General features: G+C 73.2%; 17 protein-coding genes. 12 read left to right on the top strand and 5 right to left on the bottom strand.

All coding sequences use genetic code 11. From position 1 onward, the window contains the following. The first annotated feature begins 4 nt into the window (after positions 1–4). From ABZY33_RS13915 to ABZY33_RS13890, 6 genes are all read left to right on the top strand, one after another. Positions 5–751 (top strand): IclR family transcriptional regulator, encoded by a 747-nt coding sequence (locus tag ABZY33_RS13915; protein ID WP_356491768.1) that lies wholly within the window; start codon positions 5–7, stop codon positions 749–751. Then, positions 739–1,347 carry a bifunctional 4-hydroxy-2-oxoglutarate aldolase/2-dehydro-3-deoxy-phosphogluconate aldolase gene (locus tag ABZY33_RS13910; RefSeq protein WP_356491767.1) on the top strand — a complete coding sequence of 203 codons (609 nt, stop codon included), beginning with the start codon at positions 739–741 and terminating at the stop codon, positions 1,345–1,347. The genes ABZY33_RS13915 and ABZY33_RS13910 overlap by 13 nt, the downstream gene beginning before the upstream one ends. 76 nt (positions 1,348–1,423) lie before the next feature. After that, a complete protein-coding gene (dgoD, locus tag ABZY33_RS13905; RefSeq protein ID WP_356491766.1) occupies positions 1,424–2,575 on the top strand; it encodes a galactonate dehydratase in 1,152 nt (383 codons plus the stop codon). Between the two features lie 85 nt (positions 2,576–2,660). Further along, positions 2,661–4,934, top strand: coding sequence for a tetratricopeptide repeat protein (locus ABZY33_RS13900; RefSeq protein WP_356491765.1), 2,274 nt, complete (start codon positions 2,661–2,663; stop codon positions 4,932–4,934). Further along, positions 4,931–6,085, top strand: a complete 1,155-nt coding sequence (locus ABZY33_RS13895) for a hypothetical protein (RefSeq protein WP_356491764.1) — start codon at positions 4,931–4,933, stop codon at positions 6,083–6,085. Before ABZY33_RS13900 ends, ABZY33_RS13895 begins: the two co-directional genes overlap by 4 nt. Further along, a complete protein-coding gene (locus tag ABZY33_RS13890) occupies positions 6,082–7,401 on the top strand; it encodes an ABC transporter substrate-binding protein (RefSeq protein ID WP_356491763.1) in 1,320 nt (439 codons plus the stop codon). Before ABZY33_RS13895 ends, ABZY33_RS13890 begins: the two co-directional genes overlap by 4 nt. 20 nt (positions 7,402–7,421) lie before the next feature. Here ABZY33_RS13890 and ABZY33_RS13885 read toward each other — a convergent pair whose 3' ends face one another. After that, positions 7,422–9,275, bottom strand: coding sequence for an MFS transporter (locus ABZY33_RS13885; RefSeq protein ID WP_356491762.1), 1,854 nt, complete (start codon positions 9,273–9,275; stop codon positions 7,422–7,424). A gap of 158 nt (positions 9,276–9,433) precedes the next feature. Further along, entirely contained in the window at positions 9,434–11,848 is a 2,415-nt protein-coding gene (locus tag ABZY33_RS13880) for a D-alanyl-D-alanine carboxypeptidase (protein WP_356491761.1), read from the bottom strand. 854 nt (positions 11,849–12,702) lie between these two features. Here ABZY33_RS13880 and ABZY33_RS13875 point away from each other — a divergent pair. The 3 genes from ABZY33_RS13875 (at position 12,703) to ABZY33_RS13865 (ending at position 15,078) form a co-directional block, all read left to right on the top strand. Further along, positions 12,703–13,440 carry a GPP34 family phosphoprotein gene (locus ABZY33_RS13875; protein ID WP_356491760.1) on the top strand — a complete coding sequence of 246 codons (738 nt, stop codon included), beginning with the start codon at positions 12,703–12,705 and terminating at the stop codon, positions 13,438–13,440. 290 nt (positions 13,441–13,730) lie between these two features. Next, complete coding sequence (locus tag ABZY33_RS13870; protein ID WP_356491759.1) at positions 13,731–14,588, top strand: helix-turn-helix transcriptional regulator; 858 nt, start codon at positions 13,731–13,733, stop codon at positions 14,586–14,588. A gap of 289 nt (positions 14,589–14,877) precedes the next feature. After that, positions 14,878–15,078, top strand: coding sequence for a DUF397 domain-containing protein (locus ABZY33_RS13865; RefSeq protein WP_356491758.1), 201 nt, complete (start codon positions 14,878–14,880; stop codon positions 15,076–15,078). Positions 15,079–15,223: 145 nt separating this feature from the next. Here ABZY33_RS13865 and ABZY33_RS13860 read toward each other — a convergent pair whose 3' ends face one another. Beyond that, entirely contained in the window at positions 15,224–16,072 is an 849-nt protein-coding gene (locus ABZY33_RS13860; RefSeq protein WP_356491757.1) for a hypothetical protein, read from the bottom strand. Positions 16,073–16,174: 102 nt separating this feature from the next. Here ABZY33_RS13860 and ABZY33_RS13855 point away from each other — a divergent pair, with 102 nt between their 5' ends. Both ABZY33_RS13855 and ABZY33_RS13850 read left to right on the top strand, forming a co-directional pair. After that, positions 16,175–16,969 (top strand): SDR family oxidoreductase, encoded by a 795-nt coding sequence (locus tag ABZY33_RS13855; RefSeq protein ID WP_356491756.1) that lies wholly within the window; start codon positions 16,175–16,177, stop codon positions 16,967–16,969. A 323-nt stretch (positions 16,970–17,292) separates the two neighbouring features. Next, positions 17,293–18,864 carry a sodium:solute symporter family protein gene (locus tag ABZY33_RS13850; protein WP_356491755.1) on the top strand — a complete coding sequence of 524 codons (1,572 nt, stop codon included), beginning with the start codon at positions 17,293–17,295 and terminating at the stop codon, positions 18,862–18,864. 112 nt (positions 18,865–18,976) lie between these two features. Here ABZY33_RS13850 and ABZY33_RS13845 read toward each other — a convergent pair whose 3' ends face one another. After that, on the bottom strand, positions 18,977–20,098 hold the full coding sequence (locus ABZY33_RS13845) for an ADP-ribosylglycohydrolase family protein (protein ID WP_356491754.1): 1,122 nt from the start codon (positions 20,096–20,098) through the stop codon (positions 18,977–18,979). A gap of 257 nt (positions 20,099–20,355) precedes the next feature. Here ABZY33_RS13845 and ABZY33_RS13840 point away from each other — a divergent pair, with 257 nt between their 5' ends. Next, positions 20,356–21,429 (top strand): tyrosine-protein phosphatase, encoded by a 1,074-nt coding sequence (locus ABZY33_RS13840; protein ID WP_356491753.1) that lies wholly within the window; start codon positions 20,356–20,358, stop codon positions 21,427–21,429. A 75-nt stretch (positions 21,430–21,504) separates the two neighbouring features. Here the strand turns inward: ABZY33_RS13840 and ABZY33_RS13835 are convergent, their stop codons facing one another. Further along, complete coding sequence (locus ABZY33_RS13835) at positions 21,505–23,073, bottom strand: LamG domain-containing protein (protein ID WP_356491807.1); 1,569 nt, start codon at positions 23,071–23,073, stop codon at positions 21,505–21,507. Positions 23,074–23,454 lie beyond the last annotated feature (381 nt).

Here is a 23,454-nt window from a genome sequence, read left to right as displayed (position 1 = left end):
CGTCGTGTCACAGACCGTACGGCGGGCCATCGACATCCTGGAGTTCGTCGCCCGCGCGCCCCGCACCCAGACCGAGGTCGGCGAGCACCTGGGCGTGCACCGCTCGACCGCGCTGCGCATCCTGGAGTCGCTCACCGAGGGCGGGCTCGCGCGCCGTCTGCCCGACGGGCGGTACGCGGTCGGGCACCGGCTCGCCGGCCTCGCCCACCTCGCCCAAGAGCAGTTCGGGCTCAAGGACATCGCGGGCGAGCACCTGCGCTCCCTCGGCGGACGGTGCGGGCACACCGTGCACCTCGCCGCGCTCGAGGGCGACCGCATCGTCTACGTCGACAAGGTCGACCCGGTGGACGGGGTGCGGCTCTACGCGCAGATCGGCCGCCCGGTGACGCTGCACACCGCCGGTGTCGCCAAGGCGGTCCTCGCGTTCCTGCCGCGCGAGCGCGCCGACGCGCTGCTGGCCGGCTGCGACTTCGCGCCGCACACCGGCACGACGGTCACCGACCCCGCCGCGTACCGCGCGGTCCTCGACGAGACGCGGGCGCGCGGCTGGGCCGTCGACGACGGCGAGTACGAGGACTACGTGAACTGCCTCGCGGCCCCGGTCCGGGACAGCGGCGGCGACGTGGTCGCCGCGGTCTCCGTGACCGCGCTCAAGGCGAGGGCGGACCTCGGCGCGCTGCGGGCCGCTGTCCTGCCCGACCTCATGACCACCGCAGAGACGATCTCCAAGGAGCTGGGATGGCGGCCGTGACCACGACGTTCGAGGAGTTGTTCGCCGGTGTGCCGGTGATGGCGATCCTGCGGGGCATGTCCGCCGAAAGATCGGTCGAACTGGCCGTACGCGCCTGGGACCTGGGCATCGAGTGCGTCGAGGTGCCCGTGCAGGACGAGGCGGCCGGGCGGGTGCTGGCCGCCGTGGTCGCGGCCGGGGCCGAGCGCGGCAAGGCCGTCGGCGCGGGCACCGTGACCTCGGTCGGGCGGCTGGAGCGGGCGGTGGCGGCGGGGGCGGCGTTCACGGTGGCGCCGGGGTTCGAGGCCGGGGTGGCGCGGGCCAGTGCCGCCGCCGGGCTGCCGCATCTGCCCGGGGTGGCCACGGCCGGTGAGGTGCAGGCCGCGCGGGGGCTCGGGTGCGACTGGGTGAAGGCGTTCCCGGCGAGTGTGCTGGGGGTGGAGTGGTTCCGGGCCATGCGCGGGCCGTTCCCGGAGGTGCCGTTCGTGGCGACGGGCGGGATCGACGCGGGGAACGCCGCCGCGTATCTGGAGGCCGGGGCGCGGGTCGTCGCCGTGGGATCGGCCCTTGAGGATCCGGAGCAGCTCTCCCTGCTGGCCGAGTTGCTGGCGCACTGACACGGGGCCCCGCCCCGGACCCCGCTCCTCAGACGCCGGAGAGGCTGATTCACCCACCCGATCGGAGCCGCACCCCATGCAGATCACCTCCCTCACCACCTACCTCGTCGCCCCCCGCTGGCTCTTCCTGAAGGTGGAGACGTCCGACGGCGTCACCGGCTGGGGCGAACCCGTCGTCGAGGGGCGGGCCCACACCGTCGCCGCCGCCGTGGACGAGCTCGCCGACCACCTCGTGGGCAAGGACCCGCTGCGGATCGAGGACCACTGGCAGGTCCTGACGAAGGGCGGCTTCTACCGCGGCGGGCCCGTCCTGTCCTCCGCCGTGTCCGGGATCGACCAGGCCCTGTGGGACATCAAGGGCAAGGTGCACGGCGTCCCGGTCCATGACCTGCTGGGCGGCGCCGTCCGGGACCGGATGCGGATGTACTCCTGGATCGGCGGCGACGACCCCCGCGAGGTCGCCGAGCACGCCCGTGAGCGCCTCGAACAGGGCTACCGGGCCGTGAAGATGAATGTCGGCGGGCGCCTGAGGCAGCTGGAGACCGCGCGCGAGATCGACGCCGTCGTCGACCGCGTCGCCTCCGTGCGCGAGGTCATGGGGCCGGACGGCGATGTCGCCGTCGACTTCCACGGGCGTACGTCACCTGCCCTCGCCAAGCAGCTCGCCCGCGCCCTGGAACCGCTGCGCCCGATGTTCATCGAGGAGCCGCTGCTTCCCGAACTCAGTGGCCAGTACGGCGCGTTCACCGCCGCGACCAGCATCCCCGTGGCCACCGGTGAACGCCTCTACTCGCGCTGGGACTTCGAGCCGGTGCTGCGCGCGGGCATCGCGCTGGCGCAGCCCGACCTCTCGCACGCGGGCGGCATCTCCGAGGTGCGCCGGATCGCCGCGCAGGCCGAGGTGCACGGCGTGGGGCTCGCGCCGCACTGCCCGCTCGGGCCGATCGCGCTCGCCGCCTGTCTCCAGGTGGACTTCGCGAGCCCGAACGCGTTCATCCAGGAGACCGGCCTCGGCATCCACTACAACGTCGGCTCCGACCTGGGCGACTACCTCGTCGACACGTCCGTCTTCGACTTCGGCACCACGGACGGGCACATGGCCCGCCTCACCGGGCCCGGCCTCGGCATCGAGGTCGACGAGCGAGCCGTCGTACGGGCCGCGGCGACCGGCCACCGCTGGCACAACCCCCTCTGGCGCCACCGCGACGGCTCCTTCGCCGAGTGGTGAGCCCGGACGGGGGCCGCGCACGGAAACCGGGCGGCAGCGGCAGACGGGGGCCGATCTCCGCCGTCCGGATCTATTCTGGTTCCCCATGGAGGGGGACTCCTCGGGGCCACTGATCGTCATGTCCGCGTCGGACGCGCCGCGTGACGCCGATGTCGTCCTGCCCGCCGAAGGTCCCGACGTGTCGGCGCTGCCGGAGATACGGCCCCGCGACCCGGTCGCCGCGCCCGGCGGTGACGACCGGCCGGGCCTCGCCCCGGGCGAGCTGCTCGCCGGGCAGTACCGGGTGGTGCGGCGGCTCGGGGTCGGCGGGACGGGCGACGTGTACCTCGCCCGGGACGAGAAGGTCGACGACCGCGAGGTCGCGGTCAAGACCCTGCGGGCCCGCCAGGCCGACCGCTACGCCCACGCGCTGGCGGAGGAACGGCAGGCGTTCGCCGACCTCAACCACGAGGGCATCATCCCCGTCTTCAACTACGGCACCCACGAGACGGTCGGCGACTTCCTCGTCCTGCCCTACGTCGACGGGCTCGACCTGGACGAGGTCCGCGTCCTCGCCCGGCTCGCCCCGGAGCGGTTCGGCGGGCCCCGGTTCCACGAGTTCGTGCTCGCGTACGGCATCCGCGTCCTGTCCGCCCTGGACCATCTGCACGTCCGGCCGCCGGGCTCCGCGCCGCTGGTCTACGGCGACCTGAAACCGCAGAACGTGATGCACGACGGCACCGCCATCAAGGTCATCGACGTCGGCTCGATCCGGCCCGCGGGCGCCCCGGGCCTGACGACGTACGGGTTCCGCGCGCCGAACGTGCGGCTGCGGCCGAGCGAGGTGGCGGGCGCCAGCGAGCCGCAGGACGACCTGTTCGGGCTCGGCGAGACGCTGCGCACCCTGTGCGGGCTCGGCGAGCACACCCGCGACCTCGGGCCGCTGGGCGCGCTCGACCGGCTGCGGGAGGGCGACCCGCTCGCGGCCCGCGCCGCCCGCACGACGACCACCCCCGCCCCGGCCGGCCTCGGCCTGCTCTCGCTGGCCCGCGTGCTGCGCCGCGCCACCCGCTCCACGCCCGCCGACCGGTTCGCCGACGCCCGCGAGATGGAGGTGCAACTGCGTGGTGTGTGGCGGGAGTTGCGCTCGCTGCGCACCCGGGACGAGACGTTCGAGCCGTCGCCGCTGTTCCTCCAGTCGCCCTACGCCCTGGACGGCGGCCTCGGCACCGCGCCCGCCCTGCCCCGGTGGGCCGTCCCACCCGGCGAGGACCCGCCGGGGCCGCTGCACGCACCGCCCGCCGCCGCCGACGCCGCGGCCCGCCTTCCGGTGCCCCGGCCCGACCCGCACGACGACCACCACGCCGGGCTGAGCCGCCTCGCCGACGCCGACCCCGCCGCGCTGCTCCAGCACACGGCGGACTGGCGGGACTCCGTCGAGGTGCGGCTGCTGCGCTGCCGGCTGCGGCTGCGCGTCGCGCTGCGCGCCGAACCCGACGAGGCCGGTCTCCTCCTCGCCGGGCAGGAGCTGGCCGGCGCCGCCGACGCGCTCGGCCCGCAGCGCGCGCGGCGCGACTGGCGTATCGACTGGCACCGCGGCCTCCTCGCCCTCGCCCGCGACGACGCCGCCTCGGCCCGCGACCACTTCGACCGGGTCTACGGCGCGATCCCCGGCGAGTACGCGCCCAAGCTCGCCCTCGGCCACTGCGCCGAGCGGCTCGGCCGCCACCACGAGGCGCTCACCCTCTACGAGGCCGTACGGCTGCGCAATCCGTCGCTGGGCAGCGCCGCGTTCGGGGCGGCCCGGGCCCGGCTCGCGCTGGGCGGGCCGCGCGCCTGCGCCGCCGCGACCGAGGCGCTCGACGCGGTGCCGCAGCACTCCCGGCACCGCACCGCCGCCCGCACGGCGACGGTGCGGATCGCCGTCGAGTACGCCGCGGGCACCGACACGCTCGGCGCCGCCCTGACCCGGCTCGCCCGGCTCTTCACCGAGCACGGCCTCACCGACGAACAGGCCCGGGTGCGGATGAAGGCCGAGGTGTGGGAGGCGGCGCAACAGCTCGTGGCGGGCGGGGTCGTCCCCGCGGACGGGCTGCGGCAGCTGGCCCGGCAGGCGGCGGTCCGCGACGGCGAGGCGCGCGACGCCGGGGCGCGGCTCGCCTTCCCGGCCACCGAGCGGGCGCTCGCCGAGGACCTCTCCGGCTGCTACCTGTTCCTCGCGCGCCAGACGGGCCGCTCGGCACAGCTGCCGGGCGCCGACGGGATCGTGGAGCGGCTCCTGGACCGCGCCTATGTGGTGCGCCCGCTGGCGCTGCGCCACTACCGCGGGCGGCGCCCGCTGTCCGCCCTGCTCCGCCCCTGGCCGCGGCGGCGGCCATGAGGCGGCTCCCGCGCCCGCCGGTGCCCCGCTGGGCCCTCGTCCTGCGCCGTCTGGTGTGGCCGCCGGCCGGCCGGGTCCGCAACCGCGCCTATCTGCGCGACCGGCTGATCGCGCTGCCACTGCTCACCGCCGTCGCCTTCGCCACGCTCGGCTGGGCCTACACGGACGTCCGGGACGACGCCGCGCACATCCGCGCCCAGCTCGCCCCGGCCCTGGGCGATCTCGCCGACGCCAGGATCTCGCTGCGGATCGCCCAGCGGGAGGCCGAGGTCAGCCTGGACGCGGGGCACGCCGTCGAGCTCTCCGGCCTCGGCCCCCGCTACACCGCCCGAACCGGCGCCGCCGCCCAGGACATCGCCCGGCTCTCGCGCGGCGGCGCGTTCGGCGCGGCGCAGCGCCAGGAACTCGACGTCGTCTCCGGGCTCATCGACGGCTACGAGGAGTGGATCGCCTGGGCCAGGACGAACGTGGCCGATCCGACGCTGCGCAAGGCCGGGCTCTCGTACGCGCAGAGCATGCTGTGCTCGCAGACCACCGCCGAACCGGCCACCGACCGCAGCGCCCCCTACCCGCCGTGCGGGGCGGCGCGGGGTGTCGACGCCACCACCGTCGTCGACCGCATCGCCGCTCTGGAGCGCGAGCTGCGCCACCGCCTTGACGAGCGCGCCGCGCTCGGCCCGGGCGTCCTGGCCGCCGTCGCGGTCTCGCTGACCGCCTTCACCCTGCTGGTGGTGGGCCTGTGGCGCACGCTCGTCTTCCTCCACCGCCGGATGCGGATCCGGGTGAGCGTGCCGCTGCTCGCCGCCGCGCTGCCGCTGCTCCTGGTGCCGTGGGCGGTCGCCGACGGGGTCCGTTCGTGGAGCGCGCAGCGGGACGCTGTGCCGTACGCGGACGTGCTGGCCGACCGGGCGGCGCCCGAGGTGGAGGTCGCCGCGGACCGGGACCCGCTGGCCGCGCCCGCGCCGACGGAGATCCGCCCGGTGACGGCCCGGATGGAGCGCACCGTCGGGCAGGGCCGGTTCGGGGACGTCGGGGCGGCCGCGGGCTGGGTGCTGCCGGCCGGGCTGCTGGCAGCCGGGGTGACGGCCGGGGCACTGCACGCCTACCGGCGCGAGTACCTGGTCGTCGGCCGGGCCGGGAGCACCGCGTGACGGCCGCGCCTCGGCACGGACACCGCACGCGGCGGGCCCTGCACGCGATGCTGGTCGCCGCTCTGGTGGGGCTGGCCGCGCTCAGCGGCGGCTGCGCGGGCGGCGCCGGCACCCAGGTCACCGTGCTCGGCCCGTGGACCGGGCCCGAGGGCGCCGCGTTCGAGAGCGTCCTGCGCGAGCTGTCCGAGGGCTCCGGGCACCGGTACGTCTACAAGGGCACCCGCTCGCTGCGCGAGACCCTCGTCGCACAGCTCGCCGCCGGCGCACCGCCGGACGTCGCGATCCTCAACAGCATCGGCGAACTCACCGAGTACGCGGCCCGCGACGAGCTGAAGCCCCTCGACCCGTCGACCGCCGAGCGCGCCTACCCGCCCTGGTCCCCCACGCTCATGGTCGGCGGCCGCCGCCGCACGTACTGGGTACCGCTCAAGGTCGACCTCAAGAGCCTGATGTGGAGCAGGACGCGGGCCGCGGGCGCCCCTGAGCGGTGGTGCGTCGCCATGGCGGCGCAGGCCACGTCCGGCTGGCCCGGCACCGACTGGGTCGAGGACATCCTGCTGCACCAGGCGGGCCCGGCCACCTATACACAGTGGGCCACGGGACAGCTCGACTGGGCGAAGTCCCCCGCGGTGCGGCGGGCCTTCACCACCTGGGCGGGGCTGCTCGCCTCGGGCGGCCCGCGCTCGGCCGCCGCGGTGGAGCGCTCCCTGACCCTGTCGTTCTGGGGCACGGCCGACCCGCGGAACCCGGCCGGCGAGCCGCGCGGGCTGCTCGGCGGCTCGCTGCCCGGCTGCACGCACGAGCACCAGGGCTCGTTCGTGCGGTTCGTGTACGCGCCGCGCGCCGACATCCGGGTCGAGCCGGCCGCCCGCTTCCTGCACGGCTCACCCGCGTACAAGAAGGCGTTCGAGGTGTCCGGCGACATGGCCGCCGTGCTGACCGACAACCCGGGTGCGCAGGAGCTGGTGAAGCAGCTGACCAGCGAGGGCGGCCGCGCCCAGTGGTCGCGGGCGGCCCGACCGCACCTGCGCCCGTTCTTCCCCGACCGCTCGGACCCGCGGCCCGAGGACAACGCGGCGGCGCAGGAGATCGCCTCCTACCTCACCGACGACGCGAACACGCTGTGCTTCGACGCCTCCGACGTGATGGCGCCGGTGCTGCGCGACGCGTTCTACCGCGCGGTCCTGACGTACTTCCGCAGCCCCGACGAGCGGACGCTGACCGAACTCCTCGCGCAGCTGGAAACGGTCCGCACCCAGATAGCGGCCCCCACGACCCCGGCGACGATCCGCCCGGCAACGGACATCTGCCGCTGAGATCTGAGGCCGAGCCCCCCTTACCGAAGCTCCTCCGGGCAGGGTGTCCCCCGCGACCACCACTTGTAAGGCGCCGCCAGGTGATACGTCCCGGCCCGCGGAGCGACCAGCCGCGTCCACTGGTCCCCGGAGTCGTCCTCGTCCGTCTCGAAGAGACACCCGTGCACGTTCGCGTACCGCTTGGGCGCCGCCTCGTCGCTCTCCCGCGCCCGCTTCGACGCCTCGGTCTCCTGCGGCGCCTCCAGCGCCTTGCCGTCCGCGTCGACGACCGCGAGCCACGGCGAGTACGGGACCCGGATGAGGACCGAGCCCGGCTCGGTCACCTCGATGGTCAGCTCGGCCTGCTCGGCGGCGTCCACCACGGCGTGCGGCTCGGCCAGCGGCGTGGGGTCGGTCACGGCGAACAGCTGCCAGTTGGCGTCGCCCCACACCTGTTCGAGGTAGGGCAGCCCGCGCCGGACCAGCTCCCGCTCGCGCTGGCCGCCGTCCCCGTCCGGCTCGCCCTTGGGCAGGACCACGTAGTGCACGGCCCAGCGCCTGAGCCACTCGTGATAGTTCGCCGAGTTCAGCGTGTCGTCGTAGAAGAGCGGGTTGCGCTTCATGTCGGCCTGCCGGGTCCAGCCGCGGGCCAGGTTCACGTACGGGGCGAGCGCGGAGGCCTCGCGGTGCGAGCGCGCGGGCACGACCTCGACGCGGCCGCGTTCGGCCTTGACCTCCTGGAGTTCGTTGACGAGCGGGGCGAGCTCGCGGGCCCAGGAGGCGGCGGGCGTCGTGTGGACGATGTCGTCCACCGACTTGAACCCGATCCAGCCGGTCAGCACGGCGAAGGCGAGCACGGTGACGTACCACCTGCGCGAGCGCGGCACGGTGAACGGCAGCACGACGAGCAGCGCGACGCCGGCGAAGAGCATCGGCAACCGCGTGATGTTCGAGCCGATCTGCGAGCTGATCAGCCAGACGAGCAGCACGGACAGGGTGTAGACGGCCGAGGTGATACGGACCGTCTTCCACTCCTTGGGCGCGAGCACGCACAGGAGGATGCCGAAGGCCACCGGCAGCAGCGTCGACCAGAACGACATCGGCTGCGTCCCGGAGAACGGGAAGAGCCACGCCGACAGCCCGACCACGACGGCGGGCGCGATCCCGAGCGCGTACGCCCCCGGCCGCCGCTTCTGGAGGAAGAGCGCGACGGCGACGAGCCCGACGAACAGGCCGGCCACCGGCGAGCAGGCCGTGGCGATCCCGGCGAGCGACGCGGCGGCGGCGGCCTTCGCCCACCGCTTGTAGCGCCAGCGGTGGGGCCAGCAGAAGACGGCGGCGACCGCGGCGAGCCCGAACATCATGCCGAGCCCGAAGGTGACGCGCCCCGACACCGCGTTGCACAGCAGGGCGAAGACGCCGGCCAGCGCGGGCACCAGCGGCCTGGCGACGGCGCGCGTACGGATCAGCAGGAGCGTCAGCAGGGCGGCGGAGAGCGTGCCCGCGATCATCATGGTCGTCCGCACGCCCAGCACGGACATCAGATACGGCGACACCACGCTGTACGAGACCGGGTGCATGCCGCCGTACCAGGCGAGGTTGTACGCGGAGTCGGGGTGCCGGCCGACGAACTCGGCCCAGGCGTCCTGCGCGGCGAGGTCACCGCCGCTGTTCGCGAAAGTGAAGAACCAGATGACGTGCAGCACCGCGGCGACGGCGGTGACGACGAGGACGGGGTGCTGGGCTGCCCGGGCCGTCCAGCGGGCGCCGCCGCCGGCCGGGGCCGCGGCGGGCGGGGGCTCCTCCTGGGGCGGCGGCTCGGCCTGGGGCCGTATTCGTACCTGGCCGGCGCCCGGTTCGGCGTCGTCGGCGCGCGTCGGCTCCGCTGTGGTCACTGCTGACACTCCCCGTACGTACCGTCGTCCGCGACCGAGGGAACGTCCCGGTCCTGCCCCGGTCTCGCGACGCTAGCACGGGCGCCGCGCGCGGGCCCCGCGGAGGGGACGCGCGCGGGCCCCGTGGGAGGCCGGTGCACCGGCCTCCCACGGCGGAGCTAGGCGACGCGCTTGATCTTCGCGCCGAAGCCCGGCTCGGCCAGGTCCTTCTGGAGCGCCACGGGGACCTCGACGGCGTCGTTCTTGCCGTCGCCCACGCTCAGCACGCCGACCTCGGTGCCGGCCTTCGCCGTGTGCGGGATCGTCGCGCCCTTCTTCTCGTCCAGCGCCAGCCGGACGGTCAGACCGGACCAGCCGACCGCGGAGACGTCCTTCGTGGCGACGACTGGGGTGGTGCCGCCCAGGCCGTCGTCGACCTCGCCGACGACCTCGCCCTTGCGCACGATGGTCTTGGCGGTGAGCGCGCTCTGTCCCGCCTGGATGAGCCGCTGGACGACGCCGGTGACCTCGTCGATGTTGGCGGTGCCGTTGCGCCCGTACTGGCCGAGCGCCGCACCGATGATCGTCTGGGTCTTCCCGCCGACCTTCTTCTCGGCCGCGAACAGGATGTTGCCGCCGGCCGCGGTGGTGGTTCCCGTCTTGATGCCGATGGCGACGGTGGGGACGAGTCCGAAGAAGTTGTTCTGCTTGTCCCCGTTCAGGTCCACGTAGCTGGGCTGGCGGGAGATCTCCTTGAAGACCGGGTTCTCCATCGCGGCGCGGCCGAGCTTCACGAGGTCCCCGGCGGTGGAGACGGTCGTCTTGTCGAGGCCGCTGGGGTCGGTGTAGGTGGTGTGCGTCATCCCCAGCTCCTTGGCGGTCTTGTTCATCTTGTCGACGAACTGGTCCTCCGAGGAGCTGCCGGTGTCCCAGCGGGCGAGCAGCTTGGCGACGTTGTTCGCGGACGGCAGCATGACCGCCTCCAGCGCCTCGTACTCGGTGAGCTGCTGCCCCTCGGTGACCTTCACCACCGACTCGTTGCCGGCCTTGCCGGTCTCGTAGTGCTTCTGCGCCGCGGCGTCGACCGGGATCTTCGGCCCCTTCTCGCCGGTCTTCAGCGGGTGGTCGCGCAGGATGAGGTAGACGCTCATGACCTTGGCGATGCTCGCGATCGGTACGGGCTTCTGCGCGCCGGACGTGCCGAACGTGCCGATGCCGTTCACGTCCATCGCCGCCTGGCCCTGGCCGGGCCACGGCACGGACGGCTTGGCGCCCTCGAAAGAGACGGACTCCTTGGCGGTGAGGTCGAGCGTCGGCGCCGGGAGCGGCCGCACGGCCTGTACGACTGCGAACACCACGATCAGGAGCAGCACCAGCGGCGTCCAGATCTTGAACCGGCGCACCGTGGTGCGGACCCGGGTCTCCGGGGGCGGCGGGGTGTTGGTCAGCTCGGCCAGCAGGTCCAGCGGCGGCTTCGGCGGCAGCGGCTGCTGCGTGGTCCGCTCCGGGGCGGCCGGTTCCGCGGACTGGGCGGCGCCGGTCGCGGCGGCGGCGGTGGCCTTGTCGTCGAGCGGCCGAAGCGGGACGAAACGGCTGGTCCGCTCGGCGTCGGTCTCGGCGGGCCGCTGCGCGGCGCCGGTGTCCTTGGGGGCCTTGGGATCTTTACCGGCCGGCGACTTCAGCATGGTGGTGGGCTGGTCGACCGGGGGTGCGACGGCCTTGAAAACGGTCGTGGCCTGATCCCCCTCCCGAGCACCAGGTCCGCCGGTGGGACCCTTGGCGGGCTCGGGTGCGTCGGACTCGGCGTCCTTGGCCCAGGCGGGCTTCGAGGCACCGGACTTCGACGCGTCGGGCTTGCCGCCGGCACTCTTGACGGGCCCGGCCGGGGCCACCTTCGGCCAGGCGGGCTTGGCGTCCTCGGAGTGCTCGGCCCCCTTGGCCCCGGCGGGCTCCGACGCGTCGGACTCAGAGGCCGCGGCCTTGGCAGGCCCGGACCCAGCGGCCTTCGGCCAGGCAGGCTTGGCATCCTCGGCATCGACGGGCTCGGCGTCGGCAGGCTCGACACCCTTGGCCCCGGCGGGCTTCGACGCGTCCGGCTCCGCGTCGGCGGACTTGGCGGGCTCCGACGCGTCGGACTCGGCGCCAACGGACCCGGCGGGCTCCGACGCGTCGGACTCAGAGGCCACGGCCTTGGCAGGCCCGGACCCAGCGGCCTTCGGCCAGGCAGGCTTGGCATCCTCGGCATCGACGGGCTCGGCGTCGGCAGGCTCGACACCCTTGGCCCCGGCGGGCTCCGACGCGTCGGACTCGGTGTCCGCGGACCGGGCAGGCTTCGACGCGTCGGCCTCAGAGGCCACGGCCTTGGCAGGCCCGGACCCAGCGGCCTTCGGCCAGGCAGGCTTGGCGCCCTCGGCGTCAACCGGCTTCGGCGCGTCCGGCTCCGCGTCGGCGGGCTTGGCCCCCGCGCGCTGGGCCGCCTCGTCGGACTCCGGCTCGCCGGACTTACTCGCGGCGCGCTCGGCGTCGGCAGACTCCGCCCCACCGGGCTCGGCACCCTCGGTGCTGACGGACTCTGCCCCAGCAGGCTGGGCCACCCCAGCCGCCTTCGGCTCACCCCGCTTGCTCTCGGCGTCGGCAGACCCCGCCCCGCCGGACCCGGCGCCCTCGGTGCTGACCGGCTCGGCCACACCGGGCTTGCCCTCAGCGCGCTCGGCTGCGGCGCCCCCAGCAGCCGTAGCACCGGCGTCAGGAGCCGACTCCGCGCCCCCGACGGCGTCGGAGCCCGCTACGGCCTCCTCAACGGCGCCAGAGGCCGCGGCAGGGCCACCAGGCCCCGAGCCGCCACCGTCCCCGGAACCGGCATCCGGACCCGCGTCAGCCCCGCTCCCGGCACCATCGGCCCCCTCCGCGGAACCACCGGAGACCCACGCAGCCACCGCATCCCGCAGCCGCGCGTCCCCGGCCCCCTCCGCAGGCGCGGAACCCGCATCGGCCCCGGCCCTGGCCCCGGAACCACCCGCGGCAGCCTCCCCCGCATCCGAGGGCTCACCCGCGGAGCCAGAACCTTTCTTCGCCTCCGCTACGTCACGGACCGAGAAGACGGCCGTCGCCTGATCCACGCCCGACGCCGACGGGGTTTCCCGCGCCACCGCGAGGCGCGGGTCCCGTTCGTCCGGGGCCGGGCCGCCCGACGTCTTCCGCTCTTCGCCCGACCTGTCCGGGGTCCCCGCCACCGATGCCTCCTCGACCGCTTCACCACTGAGCGCCGGACAGGCCGATGCCTGTCCGGCCCTGTCCGAACCATGTACCAGTGTCCTGTGTGGGGGCTTAACCCTCGTGGTAGACGAGAACGACATACCTACTGGTTCCCGTCCAAAGCCACCACGCACCCTCGACAGACCAATGTGAGAGGGGTCACCCTGTCATTCATCCACGCGGGGAGGCATGGATGGGCAGGAGCCGCAGAACACTTCCGGAGGAGCTTCTGCTGCTGGCGCTGGACCCGACCACGGGTACCACCGCACAGCCGCAGTCGCTCGACCTAGGTCTGGCCGGAGCACAGCTAGTAGAGCTGGCGCTGGCCGGACGGATAGCCCCAGACGGGGATCGTATCGCCGTGGTGGCACCACGGCCGACCGGAGATCCGACTCTGGACTGCGCGTTGGAGTTGCTGCGAAGGCGTGGCGCTCCCGTACGGGCGGTCCACTGGATTGGCGGGCCGCGTCTCGGGCTGCGCCAGACCTACCTCTCGCACCTGGAGCGGTGCGGCATGGTGCATGCCGTGGCGGGCCAGATGTGCGGGGTACTGCCGACGACTCGCTATCAGGCGACGGAGACGGCGATCAGCCGGGAGATCAGGTCCCGGCTGGATTCAGCGATCCGTACCGGTGTGCCACCGGACCCACGGACCGCGGCGCTCGCCGCGCTGGCCCACGCGGTCGGACTCGGCAAGCACCTGTATCCGGGGAACGAGGGACGTTCGTCCCGCTCCCGGCTACGGGACCTGATCAGGCACGACCCGATGGGCGGCCTCGTGGCGCACGCCGTGATGGACGTCCAGAACGGTGTGGCCGCCGCGCCGCGCCGCTCGCCCGCCGCCCCGGCGGGCCGGGGTGCACCGGAGCCCGCCAGGGGCGTTCCGATGCAGCCACGGCACGGTTCCATGGCACGCGCCGTGGCCCACTGAGGCGGCACACCCGGCACGACCGCACCACGAACACCCGCACCAGCGCCGCACCGCAGTCCCCACGATCCGGTCCGGGAGCCGCTGTACCGCGCGGGGTGATGCTCCGAGGTCCGCAGGACGGCCCGGGTCATCACCCCGCGCGTTCGCGTTTGCGCTGCGCACCTCCGCACACACATCCGGTGTTTCCCAGCGGCGGGCCGCCCCCGAGTGGCAATCTGCTGAGCAGCAGATACGCAACGTAGAAATACGCAACGTACAAAAAGATGCACGCAGCCGGAGGTGCACGTCCCGTGGCGTCCAACGTCAATCCCACCGTCAGGCGACGCCGGTTGGGCCAGGAGCTGCGTCGGCTCCGCGAGCTCAAGGGCATGACCGCCGAGGAGGTCGCCGAGCGCCTGCTGGTCTCGCAGTCGAAGATCAGCCGCCTGGAGAACGGGCGGCGCAGCATCAGCCAGCGCGACGTACGCGACCTGTGCGGGGTGTACGAGGTCGAGGACCACCGGATCGTCGACTCGCTGATGCAAATGGCCAAGGACTCGCGCCAGCAGGGCTGGTGGCACTCCTTCGGCGACATCCCGTACAGCGTCTACATCGGCCTGGAGACCGACGCCGCGAGCCTGCGCGTCTACGATCCCCAGGTCGTGCCGGGCCTGCTCCAGACCCGGGGATACGCGGAGGCGCTGATCAACGGCGCGCTGCCGGAGACGACCCAGCAGGACATCGAGAAGCGCGTCCAGGTCCGCATGCGCCGCCAGGAGCGCATCCAGGCGCCGGAGAACCCGCTGCGCCTGTGGACCGTGCTGGACGAGGCCGCGCTGCGCCGGGGCGTCGGCGGCCGGCACATCATGCGGGAGCAGCTGGACCACCTGGTCGAGCAGTCGCAGCTGCCGCACGTGACGGTGCAGGTGATCCCGTTCGAGATGGGCGCGCACCCGGGGCTGAACGGGCAGTACGCGATCCTGGAGTTCCCCGACGCGGCGGACTCCAGCGTGGTCTACATCGAGGGCGTCACCAGCGACCTCTACCTGGAGAAGGCCAACGACGTGCAGAAATACAGCGTCATGTACGAGCATCTGCGGGCCCAGGCGCTGAATGTGGAGCAATCGCGGCAGTTCATCTCGGACATCGCCAAGGAGTACGCCCGCTGATCCGGCCGGTCGCGCCCCGCACCGGCGCGGCCGTGCCCGGTGGGCACCCTCCACCCCTTCTCGGCCCCGGATTTCGTGCCTCCGAGGCAAAGGCGCGGCACGGTACCGTCCGCCTCCGGGAAAGGGAAGACTCACATGGAATATGCCATCCGGTCGGGTGAATGCCCGCTTCACGCACCCCCCTTGGCGAGTAGCGTCGATCACGCCATCAAGACGACATCGTTGGCGGGAACCGCTCTGGACCTCCGGGCGGGGATGCAATTCGACCACTGGCTAGACCGGAGCGAACATGGCTATTCAGCAGGGTGCCACCGAATCCTGGACCAAATCCTCGTATTCCACCGGAAACGGTGCGTGCGTAGAGGTCAAGTCTCCTGAAGTGCACGCGATCGCCGTGCGGGACTCGAAGGTCACGCACGGCCCGTCGATCGGATTCGGCCCCGAGACGTGGAACACGTTCGTGCACGAGGTGAGCACGGGCTCGTTCTGAACGGACGAACGGCACAACAAGCACATATGACCCACCAGTTCCATCAGCACGACCGGCAAGACCAGCACCACCGTGGGAGCCCTCTCGACTGGCCCGCCGTCCCGGCCGAGGGGGCTCGGCATTTTCCGGAGCGCTCCCCGCGCGCTCAGCGCAGTTGATCGACATACCGGTCGGTCCCCGGCACCGTCGGCACGAACGGCGCCAGCAGTTCGACCCGGGCGCCGAGCCCGGCCCCCGCCACCTCCTCCCCGAGCCCCGCGAACCGCTCCGCCCAGCATGCGCGCGGGTCGCTCTCCAGGAACCACAGCAGCGTCAGCCGCGTGTCCACGCCCTCCACCTGCTTCACGTACGTCATCCGGTCCCCGGGGAGCGGGGTCGGCCGGAAGACGGTGACCAGCGCGGCCGGCGACCCGGCCAGCGCCTTCGGCAGGTGGTGCGAGCGCAGCCACTCCAGGAGCGCGGGCCGTCGCTCGGCCCGTGCCACGTCGACGACCTCCAGGACCAGGCCCGCGTACGGGTGGTCGAGGGCGTGGTGGTCGCGGGGGCCGGCGGCGCCGTCCCGGTAGACCGTCGCCTCGTGGTCCTGGAAGGCGGTGAAGACGTGGGTGCGGTTCTGGTGGACGCGGCCGTCGCGGTTGAGCCGCTTGTTGATGGCGACGGTCCACCTCATGTGGTCGTCGTAGCGGCCCTCGGTGATCCAGTACGTCGAGAGGTAGCAGCCGGCCGTGACGGGTTCGGCGACCGCCGACCTCGCGGGCCGGCGCAGCAGTTGCAGCTCCCGGGTGGCGACCCAGCGCCGCCCGGCGAACATCCAGGGCATGGCCATCGCGCCGGCGTAGTAGTGGTCGTCCTCGTACCACCGGTTGTAGGCGTGCTCGTGACCCGGGTGCGGTTCCACCAGGGTGATGAGGGCGTGCCCCGGGCGCACCCCGTACGGGCCGACGGCGGCCAGCTCCGCGTAGGTCTCGCCGCGAGTGCCGGAATCTGCGTCCATCGCCGCTCCCTGCTTCTACGGGCTTCTACGGGCTTCCGAAGTCGTGGCACCGGCCCTACTCTGACGGCCCGTCAGAAAAAAGGCCAGACCCGGAGGCGCCCGATGGGAAACGGTGAGCTGCTCGCCGGAAAGACCGTGCTCGTCTCGGGGGTCGGCGCCGGACTCGGCCATCAGGTCGCGGCGGCGGTGCTGCGCGACGGCGGCAACGCGGTGCTGGGGGCGCGCACGCACGCGCGGCTGGCCGAGACGGCGTCCGCCCTTGACCCGGCCGGCACCCGGACCGCGTACCGGTCCACCGACATCGGCGACGAGGGTCGGTGCGAGGCGCTGGTGGCGCTGGCGCGGGAGCGGTTCGGCGGGGTGGACGCGGTGGTCCATGTCGCCGCCCGGGACAGCTGTTTCGGGGGGCTGGAGGACGCCGACTTCACGACCTGGAGCCAGGTCGTCGACGTCAATCTGCTCGGCACGCTGCGGATGACCCGGGCCTGCCTGCCCGCCCTCAAGGAGCGCGGCGGCTCGGTGGTCATCATCGGGACGCAGTCGGCGATCGCCGCGCCGTCGCAGGTGCGGCAGGCGGCGTACGCGGCCTCCAAGGGGGCACTGACCAGTGCGATGTACTCGATGGCGCGCGAACTCGGCCCGCACCGCGTCCGGGTCAACACGGTGCTGCCGGGCTGGATGTGGGGCCCGCCGGTGCGGGCCTACGTCCAGTTCACGGCGCACGCCGAGGGCGTACCGGAAGCCGAGGTCCTCGCGCGGCTCACGGAGCGGATGGCGCTGCCCGAGCTGGCCACGGACGGCGATGTGGCGGACGCGGCGGTCTTCCTGGCGTCGGACCGCTCCCGCGCGATCACCGGCCAGCAACTTCTGGTGAACGCGGGAGAGTTGATGCGCTGACCCAGTCTCGCCCCCTCCTTCGCGCGACCGCACGGGACCCGCATCCCGTGCGGTCGTTCGCGTTTCTGCGGCTACTGACGAAGTGCCCGCTCATGGTGTGGCCGAGGTCACGTTCACGACAACTCCTCACCCGGTAACGAAAGTGCAAAATCGTTCGACTTGCTGATCTCGGTTCACATCCGTGACCACTAGGGCCCTTGACCGGCTGACCGAACAGGCGGTTCAATCCCGGAAGTCCCCACTCCCGCACGGGGGCGCCCGCTGGAACGGACGTACTGACGAAGAGCCGCAACGTTCACAAGGCGGACCCCTGGAGGGGGCACATGAACAGTCTCGACTGGGCCGTGCTCATCGGCTACTTCGGCGTGATGGTCGCGATCGGCATCTGGTCACACAAGCGTGTGGACGATGTCTCCGACTTCTTCACGGCCGGCGGAAAGATGCCGTGGTGGCTGTCCGGCATCTCGCACCACATGTCCGGCTACAGCGCGGTGATGTTCACCGGGTACGCCGGCATCGCGTACACGTACGGCGTCACGTCCTTCATCACCTGGTCGTTCCCGATCGCGCTCGGCATCGCCATCGGCGCGCGGCTGTTCGCGCCGCGGATCAACCGGCTTCGTTCGCGGCTGCACGTGGCCTCACCGCTCGAATACCTCAAGAACCGCTACAACCTGGGCACGCAGCAGGCGCTCGCCTGGTCGGGCATGCTGCTGAAGATCGTGGACGTGGCCGCCAAGTGGGCCGCGATCGCCACGCTGCTCTCCGTCTTCACCGGTATCTCGATCAACCAGGGCATCCTGATCACCGGCGTCATCACGGCGATCTACTGCACCATCGGCGGCCTGTGGGCGGACGCCCTGACCGAGCTGGGGCAGTTCATCATCCAGCTCATCGCGGGCGTCGCGATGTTCGTGGCCGTCGTCTCCAAGCTCGGCCCGTTCGGCGGCGTCTTCGGCGTCTGGGACGAACCGGAGCTGGCCGGCCACGGCAAGCCGCTCGTCGGCCCCTACGGCACGGTCTTCCTCCTCGCGTTCCTCTTCATCAAGCTCTTCGAGTACAACGGCGGCATGCTCAACCAGGCCCAGCGCTACATGGCCACGGGCAGCGCCCGCGAGGCCACGCGCTCCGCCTACCTCTCGGCCGTCCTGTGGCTGGTGTGGCCGGTCGTCCTCTTCTTCCCGATGTGGGTCTCGCCGCTGCTGGTGCACGCGAAGAAGCCGGACGGCTCGGACTCGTACGGCCTGATGACCGAACAGCTGCTGCCGCACGGCCTGCTGGGCCTGGTCATCGTCGGATTCTTCTCCCACACGATGGCGATGTGCTCCTCGGACGCGAACGCGATCGCGGCTGTCTTCACGCGGGACGTGGCGCCCGCGCTCTCCAAGCGGGCGAAGGCCCAGTGGGTCGGCAGCAAGGGCCTGCTGGCCGCGCGCCTGACCACGGTGATCTTCCTGGGACTCTCCATGGGGGTGGCCACGCAGGTCAACTCGCCCACGTTCAAGGACATCATCACGGTCGTCATCAAGTGGGTCGCCGGTCTCATGGGGCCGATCGCGATCCCGATGATGCTGGGGCTGCTCCGCCGCTTCCGCACGTCTGGCCCGACCGCGGCGCTGACCAGCTGGGGGATGGGGCTGCTGGCCTTCTGGCTGGTCAACTACCCGATCAGCTGGAGCGTGGAGGGCGGCGTCCCCCTTCAGTACCAGGTCTCGATCCCGCTGGCCGTCTCGCTGGTCCTCTACATCGTCATCGGCATCGTCAAGCCGGAGGACACGCCGGAGCGCGACGCGCTGATCGAGCGCCTCAACACGGACGGGGACGGTCCCGGCACCACGGGCGCGGCGGCGGTCCCGGCCCAGCCCGCGGCCCCGGACGACGTGCCGCTCCGCTGACCCGCGCACCCGCCTGCCCCGGCCTCCGTCCCCTGTGGACGGGGCCGGGGCACGGCTGTGTGCGCCTGTGGACGGGGCCGGGACCGGGACCGGGCTGTGCCTCCCAAGGGGCTCAGGCCCGCGGGTACCGGGCCAGCCAGCCGGGCGAGGAGACCCCGGGCCCGTGCAGCGCGGCCCCCTGTGTCATCTCCATGGCGAAGTCGTCGGCCAGCTCCAGGATCGTCGCCCGGCCCTCCAGCTCCGCCACCCAGGCGGGCGGCAGCGCCGTCTCCCCGTGCAGCGCCCCGAGCAGCCCCCCGCAGAGCGCCCCGACGTCCGCCGACGGCCCGTCGTGGTGGACGGCGAGCCCGAGGCCGTGCCGGATGTCCTCCCCGACCAGCGAGCAGTAGACGGCCGCGGCGAGCGCCCCCACGGCCCCGCCGTCCCCCACCAGCTCCGCCACCCGCGCGGCGCTCGGCATCCCCTGCCGCACCGCACCCACGGCGTGCTTGAGCGCGTCCACCACGGGCGGATGACCGGGCCGGGCGGCCAGCAGCACCAGGGTGCGCTGCACGGCGGCGTCGAGCGAGTCCCCGCGCGCCAGGGCGTGCACGATCACGGCGTACGCCCCCGCGGCCAGATACGCCTCATCCGCACCGTGCGTCTGGACGGCGCACTCGACGGCGAGCTGGAGCACGAGCTGCGGCTCCCACCCCACGAGCAGCCCGAACGGCGCGGACCGCGTCACCGCCTGGGGTCCCACCGCGTCGGGGTTCTTGGGCCGGTCCATGGTGCCCATGACGTCGTTGCCGAGCCCGAGCAGACAGGCCTGGGCGGCGCCGCGCCGCGCGTACAGCCACTCCTCGCGGGCCAGCCAGCCGTCTTCCGCGCGGCGCTCGTCGGGCCCCCAGTCTCGCTGGGTGGCGGCCCAGCGCAGATAGGCCCGGTGCACGTCGGTCGGCGGATGCCAGGCCCCGGTGTCGCGCCGCACCTGCGCCCGGATGAGCCCGTCGACGGTGAACAGCGCGAGCTGTGTGGCGGCGGTGACGGCTCCCGTCCGCCCGTACGCGGGGGCGGGCCGCGTCAGTCCGGCGGCGCCGTACGTCTCCCGGACGGCGTCGAGGGTGAGGCCGGTGAGCGGGGCACCGAAGGCGTCTCCGAGCGCGCCACCGAGCAGCGTGCCGCGTACCCGGCTGCGGAAGTCCTGCTGCTCGACGCGGCCCCACACAGCCGCGGCGGCGACCGGTGCGCCCATGGGATCCCCTCCTCCGGGCAGCACTGTAATCGACCGGACGCGACCGGGAACGTTCGCTTGCGCGACTCAACGGGGCGCACGTGATATGCGCGGAGAAGCCCCGGAAGTCTCTTGGGACGGAATGCGCCCACTTCGCGAAGGCGTACGTTCCGGCTGCCCCGCCCCCCTGCTGCCGCCACCGGCTCCTCCGCCCGGCTTCGCCTCCCGTCCACCTCCAGGCCGCGTCCCGCTCTCCCGCACCCCGAAACATCCGCGTCATGACCCACATGACTCGTGTCAGGGCCCGGCTCCCCGCCCTCGGCGCGCTCGCGGCCGCCACGCTCCTCGTCGGCCTCACCACCCCCGCCTCCGCGCACCCGGGCCACCACGCCGCGGCCCGCATCCCCTTCACGCGGGCCACGGTCACGGCCGCGGACACCGCGGGCACCTACACCATCAGCTGGACGGCCCCCGGCACGCGCCGCGTCGCCGTCGAGGCGGGCGGCCGGACGGTCGCCACGGGCGGCTCCACCGGCAAGGCCACCGTGAAGGGGCTGCCGGCGGGCGCCGACCGCCAGTGGTTCGATCTCGTGCCCGATCACGGCACGGGTCTGCACCTCGCGGACCGCCTCATCAAGCTGGACGGCGCGGTCAACTTCCGTGACGCGGGCGGCTACCGGACCACCGACGGGCACTGGGTGCAAATGGGCGAGATCTTCCGCTCGGACGCCCTCGACAAGCTGACCGACGCGGACCTGGCGAAGCTCCGGCGCCTGGGCATCGCCGCCGACTACGACCTGCGCACCGCCTCCGAGCGCGCGGCCGCGCCGGACCGGGTCCCCGTGGGCACCTCGTACGTCGTGGCCGACGTGCTGGCCGGCTCCGACATGACGACGACGATGCCGGCGACCGAGGCGGGCGCGGTCGCCATGATGACTGACGGTGAGAAGTTCATGGTCAGCGGCGCGACCGCCAAGTCCGCCTACCGGCAGGTCTTCTCCGGCCTGGCCGGCGGCGACGGCGTGGTCTTCCACTGCACTGCGGGCAAGGACCGCACGGGCTGGGCGAACGCGGCGCTCCTGACGGCGCTCGGCGTCCCGCGCGCCACCGTGCTGCAGGATTACCTCGCCTCGAACGACTATCGCGCCCAGGCGAACGCGGCGGCGCTCGCCGCGATGCCCGCCGAGCAGGCGAAGGTCTACAAGCCGATGCTGGACGTCCGCGCCGCGTACCTGAACTCCGGGTTCGACGAGGTGCGGGACGCGTTCGGCTCGTTCAGCGCGTACGAGAGGAAGGGCCTCGGCCTGGACTCCGCCGAGCTGCGCGCACTCAGGGCCGAACTGCTGGTCTGACCGGGCGCATTCTGTCCCGGCCCGTCCCAGAGGGGCGGACACCCACACCCGGACGTCCGCCCCCACGGTTCTGGCTCAGCAGAGACAGGGTTCGGTACCGAAGCCCAGACCGAGGATGTCGGAATCGCTCAGCGCCCCGGAGAAGGCGTGCACCTCGTCGACCGCACCACGCAGGTACTCACCCCAGCCGCCGTCGACGTGCCCGCGCCCCACTTGGAGTCCGCCGCCGCTGTGCCACGCGCCGCGGAAGGGCGCCGTCGCCTCGGGGTTCGTGTAGCCCTCCACATAAAGCTTGATCCGGTCGGTCGCGTCGTCGTACACGACTGCCAGGTGTGTACCTGCCCCCTCACCACCGTCGGCGGCGGCTTGCTGCCCGACGACGGTCTCCGCGGCCCCGGTCTCATCGCCGTCGCTCACCACCAACTGCCACGTGTGGCTCTTGGGGACGTAGCGCACCTTGAACGCGTCCCCGTTCTCACCACCCTGCGAGAGCACCGTCATCGGGTGGTCGGGGTCGGCATCCGCGAGCCGGACCACCACGCCGATGGTGAAGCTGTCGGCGGTGTCCACGACGGGCTGCGCCGTGGCGGCGTGACCGGAGGCCCCGTCCAGCGTCAGATGCCCGTCGCCCACGAGCGGGTAGTCGGTCGCCGGGACACAGTCCGGGTCCAAGGCGCAGTCGTCCTCCGGCGCGCGGAAGATCGTCGCACCGCCGGCCAGCGCCAGCGGCGCGCCCCCGTACAGTTCCGGGCTCGTCCCGTCCGCGGCGCTCTCCAGGGACCAGTGGCCTTGCAACTGGGGCTTTCGGAGACCCAGCTCCTCCACCTCGCCCGGAACCACCACCCGGTCGTAGACCCGTACGGCACCCACCTCGCCGTTCCAGCGGTCGCGGTATCCGGTGACGCCGCGGGCCCGCCCGATCTGGAAGGCTCCCGACGCCTCGGCCGGCGCCGTCACGGCCTGCGGTGCACCGGCCGCCTGCCCGTTCACGTAAAGCGTGGCGAGTCCCGTCTCGGTGTCGTAGACGCCCAGCACATGGGCCCATTCGCCGGCCTCGGGCGCGCCACCGGACACCTCGGCGCCACCGATCCTGAAGGACCACACCGGCGCGGAGTCGCCAGGCCGTAGCCCCAGGGTGAAGCCGGGGCCTCCGTCGGCGTCCTGGCTCGCCACCGTCCGCACGCCGTCCGTACGCGCCGGGCGCACCCAGCCGCCCACCGCGAACGTATGCCGTGGGTCGAGGACAGCCTTGCCGGGCGTCAAGTACCCGTGCCCCGTACCGTCCAGGCGCGCGGTCGTCGTCAGGGCGGTGCCGGACGGCGCCCTGGCGCCGAAGGCGACCCCGGTACCGGCGCGCGCGGCGGGCCCGGCCTCGGCCGCGGCCGACTTCGTACCCGCGGGGTCGGCGAGGTTCCAATGGGCGGTGGGGGCCCGGCCTTCGGCCACGTAGAAGCTGTAGTCCGCCTCACCGCTGACGCGCCCCGAGCGGTCGACGGCCTGGACTGTCAGCCTTTCGAAGCCCATCCTGGGCGGCAGGTACCGGAGGGTCGCGGGCCCTCCGGGCTCCTGGGGCCGTACGTCCCCGTAGCCACCGCCGGTCCACCGGTAGCTGTACGAGACGACATCGTCGGACGGCGAGTCCATGGTGAAGGTGCCGTACTTCCCGACTCCGTCGGTCCACCCCTCCTCTTCGGGGTACTCCGCCGACGAGACGGCAGGCTTCTCCGGGTTCACATCGTCGTACACGAACTCGCAGACGGACCCCCCGTCCTCCGAGCTCCATGCCGAGGCCACGGTGCCGTCGTGCGCCCGTACCCGCCAGGACACGACGGTGTTCGGCGGCACGTCGTCGGGCAGCTGCCATGCCCGCTTCGCTCCCGACGGCGTCGGGGACGAGGTGTACGTCCGGCGCTGCTCCGACCCGTCGGCGCCGGTCCACCACGCTTCGAACTCACCCTGTACGAAGTTCCCCTCGCCGGGCCGGTCGTCCGCCTCGGGGTCGTACAGCACGGCGGTCAGCCTCGG

The sequence above is a fragment of the Streptomyces sp. NPDC006552 genome (assembly GCF_040611655.1).
In the GTDB taxonomy this organism is placed as follows: domain Bacteria; phylum Actinomycetota; class Actinomycetes; order Streptomycetales; family Streptomycetaceae; genus Streptomyces.
The sequence above is the reverse complement of the archived record's forward strand: the minus strand, read 5'-3'. Positions and strand labels throughout refer to the sequence as shown.